This is a genomic window from Flavobacterium sp. MFBS3-15, from assembly GCF_026107645.2.
Taxonomy (GTDB): domain Bacteria; phylum Bacteroidota; class Bacteroidia; order Flavobacteriales; family Flavobacteriaceae; genus Flavobacterium.
The window spans coordinates 1-19,973 of the sequence record NZ_JAPCHV010000026.1; the positions used below are offsets into that span (position 1 = coordinate 1).

Consider the following 19,973-nt stretch of genomic DNA (forward strand, 5'->3'; position numbering starts at 1 on the left):
GGACTAATGCGGAACATAGTTATTACAACTAGCAAAGTCTGTAGTTCACCTCTGCTCTCCTTTGAAAATTAATCAATTTATATCACACTTCAAAGTAAAGGCAAAGTCTCCTGACTTTGTGGAAGCGATGGCATGTCTCCGACATGCATAGTAAGGGTCGGAGACCCTTAAACACTACCGCAAAGTCAGGAGACTTTGCGGAGCATAGAGCGGCACTATTCGGTAAGAGTATAGCTGCCCTATCCTTTAGAGAGGAGGTTGGGGTGAGGACTTTAATTGGGTATTCTGAGATTTCTCCACTCCGCTACGCTACGGTCGAAATGACAGAGCGATTCCTTAAGAAACTATCAGGCATGAGTGTTACGTCCCGTCACCCTCTCCTTTGGAGAGGGTCGGGGAGAGGATTATTCAGTATGAGCGCAGCTACCCTCTCCTTTGGAGAGGAAGTTGGGGTGAGGACTTTAATTGGGTATTCTGAGATTTCTCCACTCCGCTGCGCTGCGGCCGAAATGACAGAGCGATTCCTTAAGAAACTATCAGGTATGAGTGTTACGTCCCGTCACCCTCAGTCATCGCGAGGAAGCATTACGAAGCGACCTGAGAGGGCCGGGGAGAGGACTTATCGGCAGTGCGCAATGAACTGTGTTTATATGCAGGATATATTTAACCTAAAATACTATATTTGTAATGCTATCGCGATACCCATGCTGCAAACACTACATATAAAGAACTTTGCGCTCATAGAGCACCTTCATATCGATTTTTCCAATAATCTTTCCATCATTACGGGCGAGACCGGGGCGGGTAAGTCCATTTTGCTCGGCGCGCTCGGACTGGTGCTGGGCAACCGCGCCGACCTTTCGTCGTTAAAAGACAAGGAGCAGAAATGCGTGGTGGAGGCCCACTTTGGTATCAGTGATTACAACCTGAAGGACTTCTTTGATGAAAACGACATGGATTATGAAGAGGTGACCATCATCCGCAGGGAGATCCTCCCGTCCGGGAAGTCGCGCGCCTTTGTGAACGACAGCCCCATAAACCTGCAGGAATTGCAGCAATTGGGAGACAGTCTTATCGATATCCATTCGCAGCAGCAGACAAGGGAACTGAGCGATGAGGCCTACCAGATGCAGATACTGGATGCCGTGGCCGGCAACGGCCCTATACTGGCACAATATAAAGAACAGCTGGCGGCATATAAAAAAGTGCAGGCGGAGCTGAGGAAGTTACAGGAGCAAAAGGCGGCACTATCCAAAGAAGAGGATTACAATGCATTCCTGCTGCAGGAGTTGCTGTCGGCCAACCTGAAAGCAGGGGAGCAGGAGGAACTGGAAGGCAGCCTGGAGAAGCTGGGCAATGTGGAGTTCATCAGGGAATCGCTGGCAAGAGCGCTGGCTGTGGCCAATGAGGAGCAGATGGGCGCCATACAGAATTTGAAGGAAATAAAAGCCGCCCTGCAAAAGATAAGCGGCATATCGGCAGAATATAATGAGTTTTACGAAAGGGTGTCGAGCGTGCTCATCGAACTGGATGACATTGCCGGCGGGCTTTCGCAAAACTATGAGCACCTGTCCAACGACCCGGAAGAGCTGGAGCGCGTTAGCCAGAAGTTGCAGCTGATCTATTCGCTGCAAAAGAAGCACAGCGTAGCGACAGTTGAAGAACTGCTTTCGATTCAGGAGGCTTTGGACAGCAAGGCGCTGCTGGCCGGGGATATTGATTCGTCTATCGAAAAGCTGGTTGCCGAAAGCGGAAAATACAGCGCACAGGCCGACGATACTGCGGCATTGCTGCATGAGCAGAGGCAGCGTGCCATACCGGTGCTTACCGAAAAGGTTACTGCAATACTGGCACAGCTGGGCATGCCGAATGCAAGGTTTAAGTTTGAGGTAACGGCATCGGGTACTTATTATGCCAATGGTAAGGACGTGATGAGCCTGCAATTTTCGGCCAATAAAGGTACTGATTTCGGCTTGCTGAAAAAGGTGGCTTCGGGCGGGGAAATGTCGCGCATCATGCTTGCGGTAAAAGCTGTGCTGGCCGAATACTCCAAACTGCCGACCATTATTTTTGACGAAATTGATACGGGTGTTTCCGGTGAGGTGGCCAACAAAATGGGTGACATCATGAAGGGCATGAGCCGCACCATGCAGGTGTTTGCCATAACCCACCTGCCGCAGATAGCCTCGAAAGGGCAGCAGCACTACAAGGTGTTCAAGACCACTCAGGGCGAGACCACGGTATCGGAACTGAAGCTGCTTTCGCACGACGAGCGCGTACGGGAAATTGCAGAGATGCTTTCCGGTAAGGATATTACCGATTCGGCGCTAAACCATGCGAGGGCATTGCTGAACTAAAAAATCAGGTTATATTTGCCCTACTAATTCAACAAACTATATTTCTGAAGATATGATCATCGAACCAAGAATGAGAGGATTCATTTGCCTGACCGCCCACCCGGACGGTGCAGCGCAAAATGTGAAGCAACAGATTGAATATGTAAAATCGAAAGGCCCTATCGCGGGGGCTAAGAAGGTGCTGGTAATAGGCGCTTCAACCGGCTTTGGTCTTTCGTCAAGGATAACAAGCGCTTTTGGCAGCGATGCCGCAACTATTGGTGTATTTTTTGAAAAGCCGCCGATGGAGGGTAAGACCGCTTCGCCGGGCTGGTACAATTCTGCCGCGTTTGAAAAAGAGGCGCACGCCGCCGGGCTTTATGCCAAGAGCATCAATGGCGATGCTTTTTCCAAAGAGGTGAAGCAACAGGTGATCGACCTGATCAAGGCCGATCTGGGCCAGGTGGACCTTGTGGTTTACAGCCTTGCCTCGCCGGTGCGCCAGCATCCGGAAACAGGTGTGCTGCACCGCTCAACACTAAAGCCGATAGGCGGGGTGTTCAGCAACAAAACGGTAGATTTCCACACAGGTAAAGTGTCGGAAGTGACCATACAGCCTGCCGAGGGCGATGACATCGAGAACACAGTTACCGTAATGGGCGGTGAGGACTGGGCCATGTGGATAGACGCCCTGAAAAAAGAAAACCTTTTGGCAGAGGGTGCGCTTACGGTAGCCTATTCGTACATAGGGCCCGCGCTCACTGAGCCGGTATACAGGAAAGGCACCATTGGCCGTGCGAAGGACCACCTTGAGGCCACAGCATTTGAAATCTCAGATAACCTGAAGGAAATAGGAGGGAAGGCCTATGTATCGGTAAACAAGGCGCTGGTTACGCAGGCGAGTTCGGCCATACCGGTAATACCTTTATATATATCCTTATTATATAAGACGATGAAAGAGATGGGCATCCACGAGGGTACCATTGAGCAGATGCAGCGCCTGTATGCTGAAAGGCTTTACACGGCCGGCGAAGTGCCTGTGGATGATAAAGGCCGCATCCGTATAGACGACTGGGAAATGCGCGATGACGTGCAGGCCAAGGTAGCTGAGCTTTGGGAACAGGCCACTACAGAGAACCTTTCTGAAATTGGCGACCTTGAAGGCTATCGTAAAGACTTTTATAACCTATTCGGGTTTGATTACCCCGGTGTCGATTATAAGGCTGACGCCAATGAGATGGTAGGTATTGAAAGTGTGAAGTAATTTTATTGATAATTAACCATAAAAAGCCCTTTGTAGGGCTTTTTTTATACATTTTATGTTAATAATCAAGGCTTTTGATACGTAAAACCGTATAATATTTTAACACATTACTGTTAAGTTAATATTTAAATAATAAAATTAAAATGCTATTTAACAGATTATTTATAATTAAATATAACAAATAGTTATTAAATCTTAAAAATATAACTTGTTTTGGATTTTGGTAAAATCATAGCTTTAAAATTTATAATTTTATTAACTTTTTAAAAATAATAATTAAACTATGAGAAAATTTACCTTATTGGTTGCCTTTATGATGCTGTTTTGCATCACAGGCAGCTTTGCGCAGGCGGATTTATATTCGTTTGCACAATCCAATGGGACGTACACGCCATTAGCGGGCGGTACGGTGATTGTAACCTCGACTGACGGTGCCCCTTCCAGGGACAGTTATGCTTCGGGGCAGATTACAATGCCGGTACCATTTGTTTTTGCGGGAACTTCCTACACTACATTTTATGTAACAAGTAACGGGCAACTCCAGTTGGGAGGAACTTCTGCCCCAAGTAATTCGAACTACCGCGTGTTGAGCGACAATACAGGAAATAATGTTTTCCTTGCTCCGTTTTCTGCGGATCTTAATGTGGGTGCAGCCGGGGTTTCTGCTATAAAGTGGGCTCAGGAAGGTGATGAGATAGTAATCGAATGGGTCAACTTCAGGAGGTATAATAAAGTAGAAACTTTCAACTTCCAGATCCGAATGAATACGGTAAACCGTGTGATCAGGTTTGTTTATGGCGGAAACCCTCCGTTTGCTGCTACGACAGATTACCAGCCGCAGGTAGGTATTAAAAGTTCTACAACGGGATACGTAGGCCTGACGGTTCCAACGACAGGTTCCTGGGACACACCTACAGAGGTAAGGACCGGAATTACATCAAGCTCTATAGCTAACTTTAATGGCCCGCTTGGCTTTACCAACGGCCTGACATATACTTTTACGCCTCCGCCGGCCTGTACAGGAAACCCGGTAGCAGGTACAGTTTCAACCAGCTTAAACAGGTTTGTGTGTAACAGCGCTGCACCGGGTGTAATAACCGTTACGGGTGCTACGTCAACTACTTATGATGGTATTACTTACCAATGGCAGGAATCGCTTAACGGTACTGACTGGGCAAACGTGACCGGTGGCACCGGGGCTACAACCGCAAGCTATACTCCGCCAAACTTTGCAGGAGCCGTGATACAATACAGGTTGAAAGTAGCCTGTTCCGGTGGTGGTGAAGTTTATTCAGATGTTACAACCATCAATCCTCAGGCTGCACCTACAGCTGGAGCCACGGCTTTAACAGTCGCAGGTACTCCTTCTGCAGTAGCAATTTCCTGGACAAACGGTGGCGGCGGACGCAGATTCGTTATTGTGAGCAATACTCCCATAACAGACCCTTCATACGGTGCTGCTACACCTGCATTTACTACTGCTGCATTGTTTGCAAATACAGGACAGCAAATGGTATACGACGGTACCGGCACATCGGTAACTGTAACAGGACTTACCTGTAACACTACTTACTATATTAAGGTTTATGAATACAATCGTTGTGGCTCTGCAGCTCCATACGACGTTTATATGAATGCAGCCAACGCTGCCGCACTTACTATTACTACAGGCCCGGCGACAGAAGCGAACCCGCTTCCGCTTACAGTTAATTTTACAGGTTTTACAGGTACTAACCTGCATACCGTATTTCCGGGCTGGTATGAGGCAACTATTGCTACTACAGCAGGTACGGCTCCGACAAATGCCAATCCTGTAAGCGTAATTGGAACTACTGCCGGCTGGACCAGCGCTACGGCTTTTGGAGCTACAACAGCGAGGATCAACCTATATGGCAATACGCAAAATGCATGGATCATCAGTCCTAAGATTAACATTACGTCTAATACAAGGCTAAAATTCAAAGCGGCTGTAACCGATTGGTCGTCTTCGGCTGCCGGAACTGCCAGTGCTGATGCGGCCCGAATGATAGGCACTGACGATAAGGTTGTGGTTTTGGTATCTACAGACGGATGTGGAGCTGTATGGACTCCTCTTTATACTATTGATGCAGCAAGTGCACCATCACTTACCAACCAGTTAACAGACTTTACAGTGCTGCTTAATAATAATGGTAATAATTATGTTGGGCAAACTATCCAGATTGCTTTCCAGGCAACTGACGGTCCGACTGATAACACGAATGATTATGATTTCCACATAGGAAACATTCTTCTAGAGGAAGTTCCTGCGTGCGACATTCCTTCTGTTGCTGCTACAACGCTTATCACTAAAAATAGCGCGACAATTAACTGGAATGCTCCGTTATCAAGTTCTCCTACAGGTTACCAATATGTGGTTTCGACATCAAATACTACTCCAGCAGGCGCGGGTACGGATGCTTCCGGATTCTCGGCCAGTATATCACCACTGACACCGCTTACAACGTACTATGTGTTTGTAAGGAGTGTATGTGGATCGGATTTTAGTGACTGGAGCTTGTCAGGTACATTTACAACTCTTTGCGACTCGCCTGATGTAACTGGTACAACAGGAGGAAGCGTATGTGGACAGGGAACTGTATCGCTGACAGCTGCAGCAACGGGTACATCTACACAATACCTTTGGTATGCTTCTGAAAATGGAAGTACAGTTTTGGGTAACGGTGCAACGTTCGTAACTCCGCAAATTACAGCGACAACTACTTATTATGTAGCCGCTGTGAGCCAGGGTCCCGGATTGGGCATTGTAGGCAATGCTACTACGCTTACAACTGATATCGAGCAGCCAACAGCTTTCAATAACCGTTGGGGTTCATACAAGCACCAGCTTATATACACTGCTGCCGAACTGACTGCCGCAGGTATATTACCGGGCAACATCAACTCGATAGCGTTTAATATAACCTCTCTTGGAGATGCTGCCACTAATGCAAACTTTACCGTAAAGCTTGCAACTACAACAGAAGCCTCTTTTGCGAATACTACATTCCTTGCCCCGACCTTTACCACTGTTTACGGTCCGCAAACGTATACGCACACAGCTACAGGCTGGCAAACCATCAATTTCGCCACGCCTTATGCATGGGACGGAACTTCTAACATTGTACTTGAAATTACAATGAGTGGTGCCAACAGCCTTTATAACAGTATTACTTATTATACTGAAACAGCCGCCAATACTGTAAACTGGGTTTACAGTAACAATAGCGCTACAACAGGTACGCTTTCAAACAAAAGGCTAAATATCGCTTTTGGCGCAATTACTGCTACAGGCTGTTCTTCTGCAAGGGTTCCGGTAATCGCTACCGTAACAACTCCGCCGGTACTTACTTTGAGCTCATCGGCTACAGCTATCTGTAACGGACAATCTGCTTTAGTTACTGTAACAGCAGGAGCCGCGGATTACAACACGTACACGTGGGAGCCTTCTACAGGTGTTACAGGTGACGCAACAACAGGATGGACATTTAACCCTACAGTTACGACAACTTATACGCTTACTGCAATGCAAACTGCCGGCAGCATGTGTACTACAACCAAGACAGTAGCTGTAACAGTAAATGTATTGCCTAATGCTGTAACGGTAACCCAGCCTGCAGGCACGCTTTGTGCTGATACTGCAATTGCCCTTGTAGCTACAGGTGGCGATAATAATTCAACCGGTACTGTGGGTACTGCTACAACAAAAACAGGAGATATTGAACATCCGACAGCATTCAATAACCGTTGGGGTTCATACAAGCACCAGATCATTTATTCTGCTGCTGATCTTGCGGCATCCGGACTGATGGCAGGAAATCTTACCTCTGTTTCTTTCGAAGTAGCTACGCTGGGAGATTCTGCAAACAATAATAACTTTACTGTTAAGCTTGCAACTACGGCAAATGCAACTTTTGCGAACAATACTTTCCTTACGCCTGTATTTACTACAGTATACGGCCCGCAAACCTTTACACATACAGCTACAGGATGGCAGACAATAACATTTGCTACGCCATACGCATGGGACGGTACATCAAACATCGTAATGGAGATTACCATGAATGGTGCCAACTCGACAAACAATTCGCAAACTTATTTTACACAGACTACAGGTAATACTGTAAACTGGGTGACAAGCAATAACAGCGCTACTACCGGAACACTTTCTGACAAGAGGCTGAATGCCAGGTTTACAGCCATGGTTACAAACCCTGTTACATGGTCACCGGCAACAAGCTTGTTTACCGATGCCGCTGCGACTGTACCTTATGTTGCAGGAGCAAATGCCGGTACAGTATATGTTAAGTCAGCTACAGCAGGAACAATATCTTATACTGCAACTGCTACAACTGCTGCAGGATGTACTGCAACGGCTAATGTTAACGTAAACGTGGTTGACTGCGATATCAACTGGGCAAATGTTCAGCACCCTGCAAATGCAACCATCAATACATGTCAGGACCTTACTGTATATGCCCAGGTTTATAAAGCGGGTATTACAGAGGCTGCCGGTGCAGGAACAGGAATTTCAGCATGGATTGGTGTTTCTTCAACAAATACAAACCCGTCTCAATGGGCGGAAGCCGATTGGCACCTTGCCACTTTTAATGTACAAAGTGGAAATAATGACGAGTATATGTATACTATAGCAGGGCTCCCTGCAGGTACCTATTACTACGCAAGCCGTTTCAGGTATGCTAATGGTGATTTCTTCTATGGTGGATATAACGCAGGCGCCTGGGATGGAACAACAAGCGTAAATGGTGTACTGACGATTAATGCGATAGCTGCACCGACAGCTGACGCTACACTTACAGTTTGTAACGCCGGTACGGTTGCCGATCTTGAAGCTACAGGAACTGCTATCAAGTGGTATGACGAAGCTACAGGAGGCGTTGCCCTTGAAGCTACAGTGGCACTTACTAACGGTGGTACTTACTATGCTTCGCAAACTGTTGATGGTTGCGAAAGTACTGCAAGGACTCTTGTAACAGTTACAATTAATGTTCCTGCCGCGCCAACCGCTGCTGCCACGCAAACATTCTGCGATGCCGGTACAGTGGCCGGGCTTACGGCTACCGGAGTTGCGGGTGCTGCCATCTCATGGTATGACGAAGCTACAGGCGGTGTTGCCCTTGACGGCACAACTGCCCTTACCAACGGTGGTACTTACTACGCGTCGCAAACCGTAACAGGATGCGAAAGCATAGCAAGGACATTGGTTACAGTAACTATCTCTACAGTTTCAGCTCCTGTAACTGTGCTTACACAGCCTACATGTACTGAGCCTACGGGATCGATTGCAATCACTTCACCTGTTGGGGCTGATTATACTTACAGTGTAGATGGTACAAACTTCCAGGTAGCAACATCGTTCGATGGCCTTGCACCGGGTGTATATACGGTAACCGCCAAAAACACTACAGGCTGTATCGCTACCGCACAGGCTACTATAGATACTGCCCCTGTTGTTCCGGATGCCCCTGTAACTGTGGTTACACAGCCTACATGTACGGAGCCTACCGGATCAATCGGAATCACTTCACCTGTTGGAGCTGGTTATACTTATAGTGTAGATGGTACAACCTTCCAGGCATCAACATCGTTTGACGGACTTGCTCCGGGTGTATACACGGTAACTGTTCAAAACACTACGGGCTGTGTATCTACCGCTCAGGTTACTATCGATATTGCACCTGTTGTACCGGATGCACCTGTAACAACGCTTACGCAGCCTACATGTGCTGTTGCTACGGGAACTATCGAAGTTACATCTCCATTGGCCGACGCGTATACCTACAGCATAGACGGTACTACATTTGGACCTTCGTCTATATTTGAAAACGTAGCGCCGGGTACTTATACGGTAACAGTTCAGAGCCCTCAGGGATGTACATCTACTGCTACGGTAGTTATCAATGATGCACCTGCTGTTCCGGATGCCCCTGCAGGCGACGAAACACAGACCATCACTGCCGGTACTGCTGAAGAAGCTACTATCGAGGATATCGTTGTAACAGCAGACGGTACTGTAACATGGTACCCAACGGCTGAGGATGCAATGAGTGGTACTAATGCGATTGAAGCAGGTACTCAGCTTACAAACGGTTCAACGTACTACGGTACGCAAACGGTGGGCGAGTGTACAAGCGCTTATATCGCTGTACTTGTAGACCTTGTGCTTGGTAAAGATGATTTCGGTCGCAACGCTTTCAGCGTGTACCCTAACCCGGTAAGGGATATACTGAACATTTCGTACACTACGGAAATTACCTCGGTAACAGTACACAACCTTCTTGGCCAGCAGGTATTGGCTAAACAGCCAAATGCTGCAGAAGTGAAAATTGACCTTTCAGGTCTGGCTGATGCTACATACATTGTAAATGTAACAGCCGGAAATACTGTAAAAACTATTAAAGTAGTTAAAAAGCAGTAGTCGCTCACTGAGCAATATGGTAATAATGAAGCCGCCCTTTGGGGCGGCTTTTTTTTTATTTTTGAAATTGCTTTTTTTAACATAAAATTTACACATTGGCTACAACTGGCACAATATCTCTTACAATTATTTATTATTTAGATTGGTTATAAATTTATCAAACGACAATTTCATTGATTAATCCTTAAAAAAGATATGCTCATATTCGATTTCGTTAATAAATATTCAATGAATGTTTTGATGTGTTTCCTTATATTTAAAAATTAAATAAATTCCCTATATTTTTGCTGATTTTAAGATTATTGGTTAATTTTATTAACAATAATTTATAATTTTTATTAAATGAAAAACACTACTATTTTTAAAACCTCAAATTCTGGGAAAAATTTGAGGTTTTGGCATTTCTGCCTGGTGCTTTATGCCTTGTTTTCGGTCACGGCCGGGCAGGGGCAAACCGGTACAGTGGAAATCGGTTCGGGCACTACGTCCAACTCTTATTTAATGCCGGCGTATACCAACTACGGGTATAATTACACGCAGCAAATTGTAAAAGCCAGCGAATACTCAGCATCAGGCGGGGTAGCAGGTAACATTACGAAAATAAGGTTTTATGTAGGCACGCTTGCAACGCCGGTGGCAAACTGGAACAGCTGGACGGTGTATGTAGGCCATACGGCAAAAAACTCTTTTGCTTCTACTACCGATTGGGAGCCTGTCGCAAACCTTACCCAGGTTTTTAGCGGGACTATAACCCCGGTTGGTTCGAGCTGGATGGAAATCACCTTTACCACTCCGTTTGCCTACAACGGCACAAGCAACCTTATTGTTGCGGTTGACGAGAACTCGGCTAACTGGTCTACCGGGGATACGTACTGGGGATCTTACACAGGCTCCACCGATACTGCAATATATTATAGGAACGACACTACAAATCCGAACCCGGCAACCCCTCCGACAGCAACCGGAAGGACAAACCTGCTTGCAAGGATCCAATTCTTTGGAGCAGTTGCGCCATGCCTTGCCCCAACCGGGGTTAATATACCTACGGTGACCACAACCGGGGCTACGATAGGGTGGGCTGCATCGGCATCCGCTCCTTCTGCCGGCTACGAGTACTACTACTCGGCATCATCAACAGCGCCGACGTCTGGTACAACACCATCAGGCAGTGTAGGTGCAGGAGTCCTTACAGCGCCAATTTCAGGGTTGACTCCCAATACGCCATATTATGTATGGGTGAGGGGCAACTGCGGTACTGATGGGGTATCAGCATGGACAGCTGTGGCGGGCTTTACTACAGCCTGTGATCCGCAGGACATTCCGTATACACAGGATTTTGAATCGGTTACTACACCGGCGCTCCCGGCTTGTACCTCCGTTCAGGCCATTTCCGGAAATGCATGGGCCACTAACAGCCCTGCGGCTTATGGCTTTACAAATAAAGCATTAAGGTATGCTTATAGCACTTCTGCTGCGGCCAACTCATGGTTCTTTACCAAAGGGCTTAACCTTACGGCTGGCACTTCGTACAGGATTACTTATAAGTACGGTAGTGCAGGATTTACTGAAAAAATGAAGGTAATGTATGGTACAGCTCCTTCGGCAGCGTCAATGACCCTGCCTATTGCAGACCATACAAGTTTTTCTACAAGCCCTCTGAATAATACGGTAGATTTTACCCCTGCAGCTTCGGGCGTGTATTATTTCGGATTCCATGCCTATTCTGCCGCTAACCAGTTTTGGATATTCCTTGATGACATAAACATCACTGTATCTCCAACTTGTTTTTCTCCAACGGCACTTACAAGCGCAGTTGTTTCTACAACTTCAGGAACGGTATCGTGGACAGCGCCAACACCGGCTCCTGCAAACGGCTATGAGTATTATACCAGTACAACCAATACGGCTCCTACCGCAGGTACAACCGCATCAGGAACTGTGGGTGCAGGTGTTACAACCGCAACCCTTGGAAGCCTTGCGCCAAATACAACAAACTATGTTTGGGTACGGTCGGTATGCTCAGGTTCTGATAAGAGTGCATGGTCAGGCCCTACAAGCTTCTATACCGGCTACTGTACCCCGGCGCCCACAAGCGTAGATGGTACAGGTATAACCAACGTTACCATTGGCGGTGTTAACAACGCTACCGCGGGCGAAGCCGGAAATTATGGCAACTATTCTGCCATGGTGGCTAATGGCAACATTGGCTCAACGGTTAACTTCAGCATTACCTTCAATACCTGTGCGGGGACTACCTGTTATACTTATGGTACGAAGATTTGGGTAGACTGGAATAATGACCTTGATTTTACGGATGCTGGCGAATTGGTATACACCGGCCTTTCAGGAAATGTAACCCCTATTATACTTAGCGGTTCATTCACAATTCCTGCTAATGCATCGCTTGCAGGCAATCACAGGATGAGGATAGGTGCTACTGATACAGATTCTGGCCCTTCTGGCCCTTGCTACGCAGACACCTACGGATCTTTTGAAGATTATACGTTAAATGCGGTACTTCCTCCGGCTCCTGTAGTTACTTCATTCACGCCTGCTACTGCATGCGCGGCTGTGTCAGACCTTATAATCACAGGTACAGATCTTGGCAATGCTACTGTAACGGTAGGAGGAACGCCGGTAACTGTTACTCCTACTACCAGTACTACGCAAATTGTAGCTGTGGTTCCGGCCGGAGTTTCAGGTGTAGTGGCAGTAACAACGGTTTCAGGTACATTTACTACAGTAAATACATTTACAGTTACAGCGCCAACAGCTATTACGCTTAGTGCTGCTTCCGATACAGTTTGTGCAGGCCAGGCCAGCGATGTGGTTACGATTACCGCGGGTGCATCGGCATTCGATACCTTCGAATGGTCGCCGCTTGCAGGTGTTTCAGGAAATGCCACAACAGGATTCACATTCAGCCCTGCTGCAACTACAACTTATACGCTGACAGCATCTAATACAGTTTCAGGATGTGTAACAACTACAACCTTTACAGTAAACGTGAATGTATTGCCATCGGCCCTTGTGCTTCCAGATGCGGCTTCGGTTTGCGAAGGCGGCTCGGCGGTAGCAATTGCTGCTACAGGCGGTACAACTGTTGCAACAATACTTAGCGAGAACTTTAATGCTGCTACCAATAACTGGACAACGGTAAACAACTCTACAGGCGGTACTGTTGCTAATGCTGCATGGACACTTCGCCCTAATGGTTACACCATTCCGGGATATAATCCGGTTGAAAGCAACGACGATACACAGTTCTACCTTTCAAACAGTGACTCACAGGGTAACGGAAGCACAACTTCGGTAATTTTGAGGTCTCCTTCTTTTAGTACTGTAGGATATGCTTCTGCAACAGTAGCATTCCATCATTTCTACCAGCAATGGCAAACTTCTACCGCTAAGGTTGAAGCTTCTACTGACGGTACAACCTGGACAACCCTTCAGACATATAGCGCCAATACCGGCGGGTATACTGCATTTGCAGCCGGTAACGTACCGCTTACGGCTCCGTTCCTTAATCAGCCTGTAGTATATATCAGGTTTAAGTTTGATGCCGCGTGGGGTTACTTCTGGGCTATAGATAACGTAAGCATTTCAGGCCAGCAGGGTGCCGATATTACCTGGGCGCCACAGGCAGGCCTTTATACAGATGCTGCGGCTACCATGGCATATACAGGACAGCCAATGGCTACCGTATATGCCAGGCCGACAGCAACTACAACCTATACTGCTACGGCAACCAACCCATTTGGCTGCTCAATTTCAGATACGGTAGAAGTAACACACATCAGCACGCCGGCTCCAGCTGCCAATGCAGCACAGTCCGTATGTAGCGGTGCTACTATAACGGGCCTTGTTGCTACAGGTACAGCCATCAAGTGGTATGCTGCCGCGACGGGAGGTACACAGCTTGCCGGTACTACGGCACTTGTAAATGGTACTACTTACTATGCTTCGCAAACTGCTAACGGGTGCGAAAGCGTAATGAGGACACCTGTAACTGTTACTGTAAACGTTACTGCAGCCCCTACGGTGGCTAACGATATCCAGTCATTCTGCAACGCAGGCACGGTATCGCAGCTTGTGGCTACAGGTACAAACGTACAGTGGTATGCTGCCGCTACGGGCGGAACAGCTCTTGCAGGTACAACGGCATTCCCTACAGGGACTACCGTTTACTACGCATCACAAACGCTTAACGGATGCGAAAGCCCGTCAAGGACAGCAGTGGCTGTTGTGGTAAATGTTACTGCCGCGCCAAGTGCTGCAGCTACACAAACATTCTGTAACTCAGGTACAGTAGCCGGGCTTATGGCTTCTGGTACAGGAGTTCAATGGTATGCCGATGCTACAGGCGGAACTGCCCTTGCAGGTACTACTGCCCTTATTGACGGTGGTATGTACTATGCATCGCAAACGGTTGGCGGATGCGAAAGTGCAACAAGGACTATGGTAACTGTAGACTTTACTACGCCTGCCGCTCCGGATGCCGCTGCTACGCAAACATTCTGTAACTCGGCTACAGTTGCCGACCTTGATGCTGCAGGCGAGATTACATGGTATGCTGCCGAAACAGGCGGAAATGCACTTGCTTCATCTGAGGCGCTTACCAATGGTGGGGTATACTATGCCTCTCAATGGGTAGAAGGATGCGAAAGCATGGCAAGGACAATGGTAACGGTAACGCTTACCACTCCTGCTGCGCCGGACGCTGCTGCTACACAAACATTCTGTAACGGTGCCACTGTAGCAGACCTTACTGCGACAGGAACTGCCGGTGCCGATATTACATGGTATGCTTCTGCTACCGGCGGATCTGCACTATCGTCTTCAACAGCGCTTACAAACGGAGGCATGTACTATGCTTCTCAAACCGTTGTTGGCTGCGAAAGCGCAACAAGGGCTATGGTTACTGTAGCATTCAACGCTACTGTTGCTCCGGTGGCTATGCCGCTGCAATCCTTCTGTAACAGCGCTACTGTGGCCGACCTTATGGCTACAGGCGATGGCATCCAGTGGTATGCTGCAGCAACCGGTGGAACTGCTCTTGATGCAGGTGCCGAGCTTAACGGTGGAATGCTGTACTATGCTTCACAGACAATTGATGGCTGCGAAAGTATGCAGAGGGCAACTGTAGTGGTTTCGATCACAACGGTTGATGACCTTACCGGAGAGTCGCAACAGTCATTTAGTGCCGGTGTTGCCGGTGAGGTAACTTTGGAAGACCTTGTTGTAGATGGCTATCAGGGATATGTAACATGGTATGCCACTGAAGAAGAAGCACTGAACGGAGGCACACCGCTTCCTGCAGGTACAGAGCTTGAAACAGGAGCTACATACTATGGAATTCAGACAATTGGGCAGTGTTCCAGTGAAGGTGCCTTCTCAGTTACTGTAGAGGTAACTTTGGACGGAGCGCATTTTGATACTGCTGCTTTCCAATATCACCCGAACCCGGTAAAAGACATGCTTAATGTTTCTTACTCTTCGGATATCACATCGATAGCAGTATTCAACATGCTTGGCCAGCAGGTAATTTCTGTAAAACCTGCTGCTTCACAAACTAAAGTTGACATGTCAGGCCTTGCTGACGGCACTTATGTAATGAAAGTTACAGCAGGAGAAGCCGTGAAAACCATCAAGGTGGTGAAAAAACAATAAGTAAGGGTCTTTTCTTTCCCAACAGATCCGGTTCTAAAGCCGCTGCGTTTGCAGCGGCTTTTTTTGTTTCTTTTATAAGAGCTATTCGTTTTCATAGGTTTTTTATGTGTAAAAGGAGTAACTTTGTTAAAAATTCCGAATAAATGTTTTTTTCGCTGATAATACCGGTTTTCAACAGGCCCGACGAGATTGAGGAATTGCTTGAAAGCCTTACTTTGCAAACCTGTGTGCAGGATTACGAGATCGTAATCATTGAAGACGGATCGTCTGTAACCTGCAGCGATGTGGTATATAAGTATAACGAAAGGCTCAACATATCCTACTATTATAAAGAAAATTCCGGGCCTGGCGACTCACGCAATTATGGCATGGGTAAGGCCAAAGGGGATTATTTCATCATTCTCGATTCCGATTGCATCATACCGCCCGTTTACCTTGCCAATGTGGCAAAAAGCCTTGAAGCGGATTATGTGGACTGCTTTGGCGGGCCCGATGCGGCGCTGGATTCGTTTAGCAAGGTGCAAAAAGCCATCAATTTTACCATGACCTCTTTCCTTACTACGGGAGGGATCAGGGGTAAATCGGAAAAGATAGAAAAATTCCAGCCGCGCAGCTTTAATATGGGGCTTTCCAAAACAGCTTTTGAAGCCTCGGGAGGTTTTGGCGACATCCATCCGGGGGAAGACCCGGACCTTTCCATAAGGCTATGGAAGTTGGGCTACCGCACCCGTCTTTTTACCGATTGTTATGTATACCACAAAAGGAGGATCGACTGGGAAAAGTTCAATAAGCAGGTCAGCAAATTTGGCAAAGTACGGCCCATCCTGGATCTTTGGCATCCCGAATACAAGAAGCTTACCTTTCTTTTTCCGTCGCTTTTTATTATCGGATTTATTTTTTCTCTTGTATTAATGTTAATTAATATAAAACTTTTCCTATACATTTATATATTGTATGCTGTTTTGGTTTTAATAGCCTCGGCAGTAGCCAATAACAGCCTGCACATTGGTTTTTTGTCTGTAGTTGCACTGGCAATACAATTTTACGGCTACGGAACCGGCTATATCCAATCATTTGTAAAAATACATTTGCTCCGGCAGAAGCCACAGGAGGCCTTTCCGGAATTATTCTTTAAGAAGTAAGAATGACAAAGATTATAGGCTTAACGGGAGGCATTGGCAGCGGAAAGACTACCATTGCGGGATATTTTGCATTCTGGGGGGTACCGGTATATTATGCTGATGATGAGGCAAAAAAAATACTGTATCGGCCCGATTCTTGCAGTGAAGTGCTGGATGCTTTAGGCGAAGCAGCCTTTACAGACGGCCTTCCCGACAGGCAGAAAATCGCATCCATCGTATTTAATGATCCTGCGAAGCTGGCGAAGCTGAACAGCATTATCCATCCTAAGGTGAAGCAGCATTTTATCGACTGGGTAGCAGCAAATAATGATGCGCCTGTTGTGATAAAGGAAGCTGCCATACTGTTTGAGAGCGGCAGTTATAAAGACTGCGACGCGGTAATACTGGTCACTGCCCCGCGTGAAGAAAGGATACGCAGGGTAATGCTGCGCGACAGCACCACGCGCGAAAAAGTGCTGCAACGTATGGACAACCAGTGGGATGATGAAAAAAAGGCAGCCATGAGCAATTATATTATAGAAAACAACACCCCGGAAAAAGCTAAAGAAAATGCATTATCCGTATATAAAATTATAACAAGTAACGTGCTTTAAGCGTGCTTGTTAATCTTTGGTTAATATTTTCGGGCGTTAAATGTTAAAATGTTAATTTTGTAATGATGAATAAAACAAGGTTTCGCTTACTGGTATTCTTTATGAGCCTGTCCCTGATAGGCATTATACTGGTACAGCTATATTGGGTTAATTCGTCGCTCAAAAATAATGATGAGCAGTTCAGGTTCCACATACAGGGCCTGCTGGATAAGGTAACCAACAAGCTTGAGGCGCAGGAAGCCGATGAATTTTACAAGATATATGTAAAAGCAAAAACTGACCTGGGCCGCAATCCGTACCGTGAAGACCTGCTGCCGTATTATGAGCGTAACGAGAGTTCCCGGAAGAAACCGATCATTTATTCTGACAATGTTACGCGTGAGGATTATAATGAAGTGTTCTTTGATAAAAGCATGATTGATAATTTTGTGCGGAGAAAATCCGGAAACAAGGTTAAAACAGGCGAGGAAAAAATACTGAAGACCGACCGTACAGGCACTGAAGATGAAGAACGCTGGTTCGACTTTCAATTGGCAGGTTACCTCAAAGACTACCGCCAGTACAATCCGCCGGAGAAGTGGATATCCAAAAGTAAGGTAGAAAAGACCATACGCACAGAACTGGAGCAGAATGACGTGCACACCCCTTTTGAGTTTGCGCTATACCGCAACCAGATGCCGACAAAGATAAAATCGGATAACCTAAGGTACAATCCGGATCCGGGCGCACTGCTGCACCACAACGTTTTTACAGATAGTGACGGTGTTTCTGCGTATGTACTGGTACTCAGCTTTCCTGAAAAGAGGGTATTCCTCTTCTCGCAGCTTGTGGGCATAACTTCGCTCTCGATTATATTTACGCTCATCATCATCATAGCGTACCTGAGCGCCATCAACCAGCTCATTAGGCAAAAGCACATATCGGAGATCAAAACCGATTTTATCAATAACATGACGCATGAGTTCAAAACGCCGATAGCGACCATAAACCTGGCGCTGGATGCGATAAAGAGCCCGAAAATATTCGATGACAAAGAAAAAGTGCAGCGTTACCTGCAAATGATACGCGACGAGAATAAGCGGATGCACTCGCAGGTAGAAAATGTGTTGCAGATATCGAAATTAGAGAAAAAAGAGCTTGAGATTGTAAAGGAGCAGGCTGATATAAATGACGTCCTGGATATAGCCATTGAGCACGTAATCCTGATAATAGAAGCCCGCCAGGGTACCCTGACAAGGAATCTGGATGCGCAAAGGACAACAGTTTTGCTTAATGATGTGCATTTTACCAATGTAATTGTTAATATTTTGGATAATGCCATCAAATATTCTCCCGATGAACCCGTTATAGAGGTGAGCACGGAGAATGTAAAGGACTTTGTCCTGATAAAAATAAAGGACCATGGCCTGGGAATGTCGAAGAATGTGCAGAAGAAAATCTTTGAGAAGTTTTACAGGGAGCACACAGGCGATATACACAACGTGAAAGGACACGGACTCGGGCTGGCCTATGTAAAACGGATAATTGAAGACCATAATTGCCACATATACGTAGAAAGTGAAAAAGGAAAAGGCAGTACCTTTATAATAAAAATGCCACTAATAAATTAAACATATGGAAGAAGTAAACAAAAAGATCCTTTTGGTAGAGGATGATCCTAACTTTGGGTCGGTACTGAAAGACTATCTCTCAATTAATGATTTTGAAGTTACACTGGCTAAGAACGGAATGGAAGGTTTTGAAAAGTTCAAAAAGGACAATTTCGACCTGTGCATCCTGGACGTAATGATGCCTTACAAGGACGGATATACCCTGGCGCGTGAAATCAGGGAAAAAAATAAGGAAGTGCCTATCATTTTCCTAACAGCTAAGTCGATGAAAGAGGATGTGCTGAAAGGCTACAAAGTAGGTGCGGACGATTACCTGAACAAGCCGTTCGACTCTGAAGTGCTTTTGATGAAAATCAAGGCCATTATCCAGAGGAAAGCCTCTGAAACTAAAACGGACAATACCAAGTTTGAGTTCCAGATAGGCAGGTTCCACCTGAACTCCAAGCTGCGTTTCCTTACTTTTGACAACGATGAGCCTATCAAGCTTTCGCCAAAAGAAAACGAGCTTTTGAAAATGCTTGCACTGCATGAAAATGACCTTATGCCAAGGGAACTTGCGCTGACAAAAATCTGGAGGGACGACAACTACTTTACATCACGAAGCATGGACGTTTATATTGCCAAGCTTAGAAAGTACCTAAAGCTGGATGAAGAAGTTGAAATCCTTAACATCCACGGAGAAGGCTTCAGGCTTGTTGTAAAAAACAAAGTTACTGAAGAGAAATAATATTTCGAAATAGATTTTATAAGCCCTGCCCCCGATAGCAGGGCTTTTGATTTTATGTCGCTGTCATTGACTGCGTCGAACCACTCCGTTAGGGCGTGCGGAGGAACGGGTCGCGGCAATCTTTCCTGAAGATACTCTCTATAGTTATTGGCACCGCGGTGACGTGTCATGAAA

8 protein-coding genes are annotated in these 19,973 nt (G+C 46.5%); all 8 read left to right on the plus strand.

The annotated features are described in order from the left end of the window. Positions 1-704 precede the first annotated feature (704 nt). The 8 genes from recN to OGH69_RS17410 all read left to right on the plus strand — a co-directional run bounded on the left by recN (position 705) and on the right by OGH69_RS17410 (position 19,799). Entirely contained in the window at positions 705-2,357 is a 1,653-nt protein-coding gene (gene recN, locus OGH69_RS17375; protein ID WP_265175791.1) for a DNA repair protein RecN, read from the plus strand. Between the two features lie 52 nt (positions 2,358-2,409). Next, a complete protein-coding gene (fabV, locus tag OGH69_RS17380; protein ID WP_265175769.1) occupies positions 2,410-3,600 on the plus strand; it encodes an enoyl-ACP reductase FabV in 1,191 nt (396 codons plus the stop codon). Positions 3,601-3,883: 283 nt separating this feature from the next. Then, entirely contained in the window at positions 3,884-10,057 is a 6,174-nt protein-coding gene (locus tag OGH69_RS17385; protein ID WP_265175770.1) for a T9SS type A sorting domain-containing protein, read from the plus strand. Between the two features lie 387 nt (positions 10,058-10,444). Then, entirely contained in the window at positions 10,445-15,727 is a 5,283-nt protein-coding gene (locus OGH69_RS17390) for an Ig-like domain-containing protein (RefSeq protein WP_265175771.1), read from the plus strand. A 143-nt stretch (positions 15,728-15,870) separates the two neighbouring features. Further along, positions 15,871-16,869 carry a glycosyltransferase family 2 protein gene (locus OGH69_RS17395; RefSeq protein ID WP_265175772.1) on the plus strand — a complete coding sequence of 333 codons (999 nt, stop codon included), beginning with the start codon at positions 15,871-15,873 and terminating at the stop codon, positions 16,867-16,869. A gap of 2 nt (positions 16,870-16,871) precedes the next feature. After that, positions 16,872-17,462, plus strand: a complete 591-nt coding sequence (coaE, locus tag OGH69_RS17400) for a dephospho-CoA kinase (protein ID WP_265175773.1) — start codon at positions 16,872-16,874, stop codon at positions 17,460-17,462. Positions 17,463-17,527: 65 nt separating this feature from the next. Continuing rightward, entirely contained in the window at positions 17,528-19,072 is a 1,545-nt protein-coding gene (locus tag OGH69_RS17405; protein WP_265175792.1) for a sensor histidine kinase, read from the plus strand. 4 nt (positions 19,073-19,076) lie between these two features. Next, positions 19,077-19,799 carry a response regulator transcription factor gene (locus OGH69_RS17410; RefSeq protein ID WP_265175774.1) on the plus strand — a complete coding sequence of 241 codons (723 nt, stop codon included), beginning with the start codon at positions 19,077-19,079 and terminating at the stop codon, positions 19,797-19,799. The last annotated feature ends 174 nt before the right edge of the window (positions 19,800-19,973 follow it).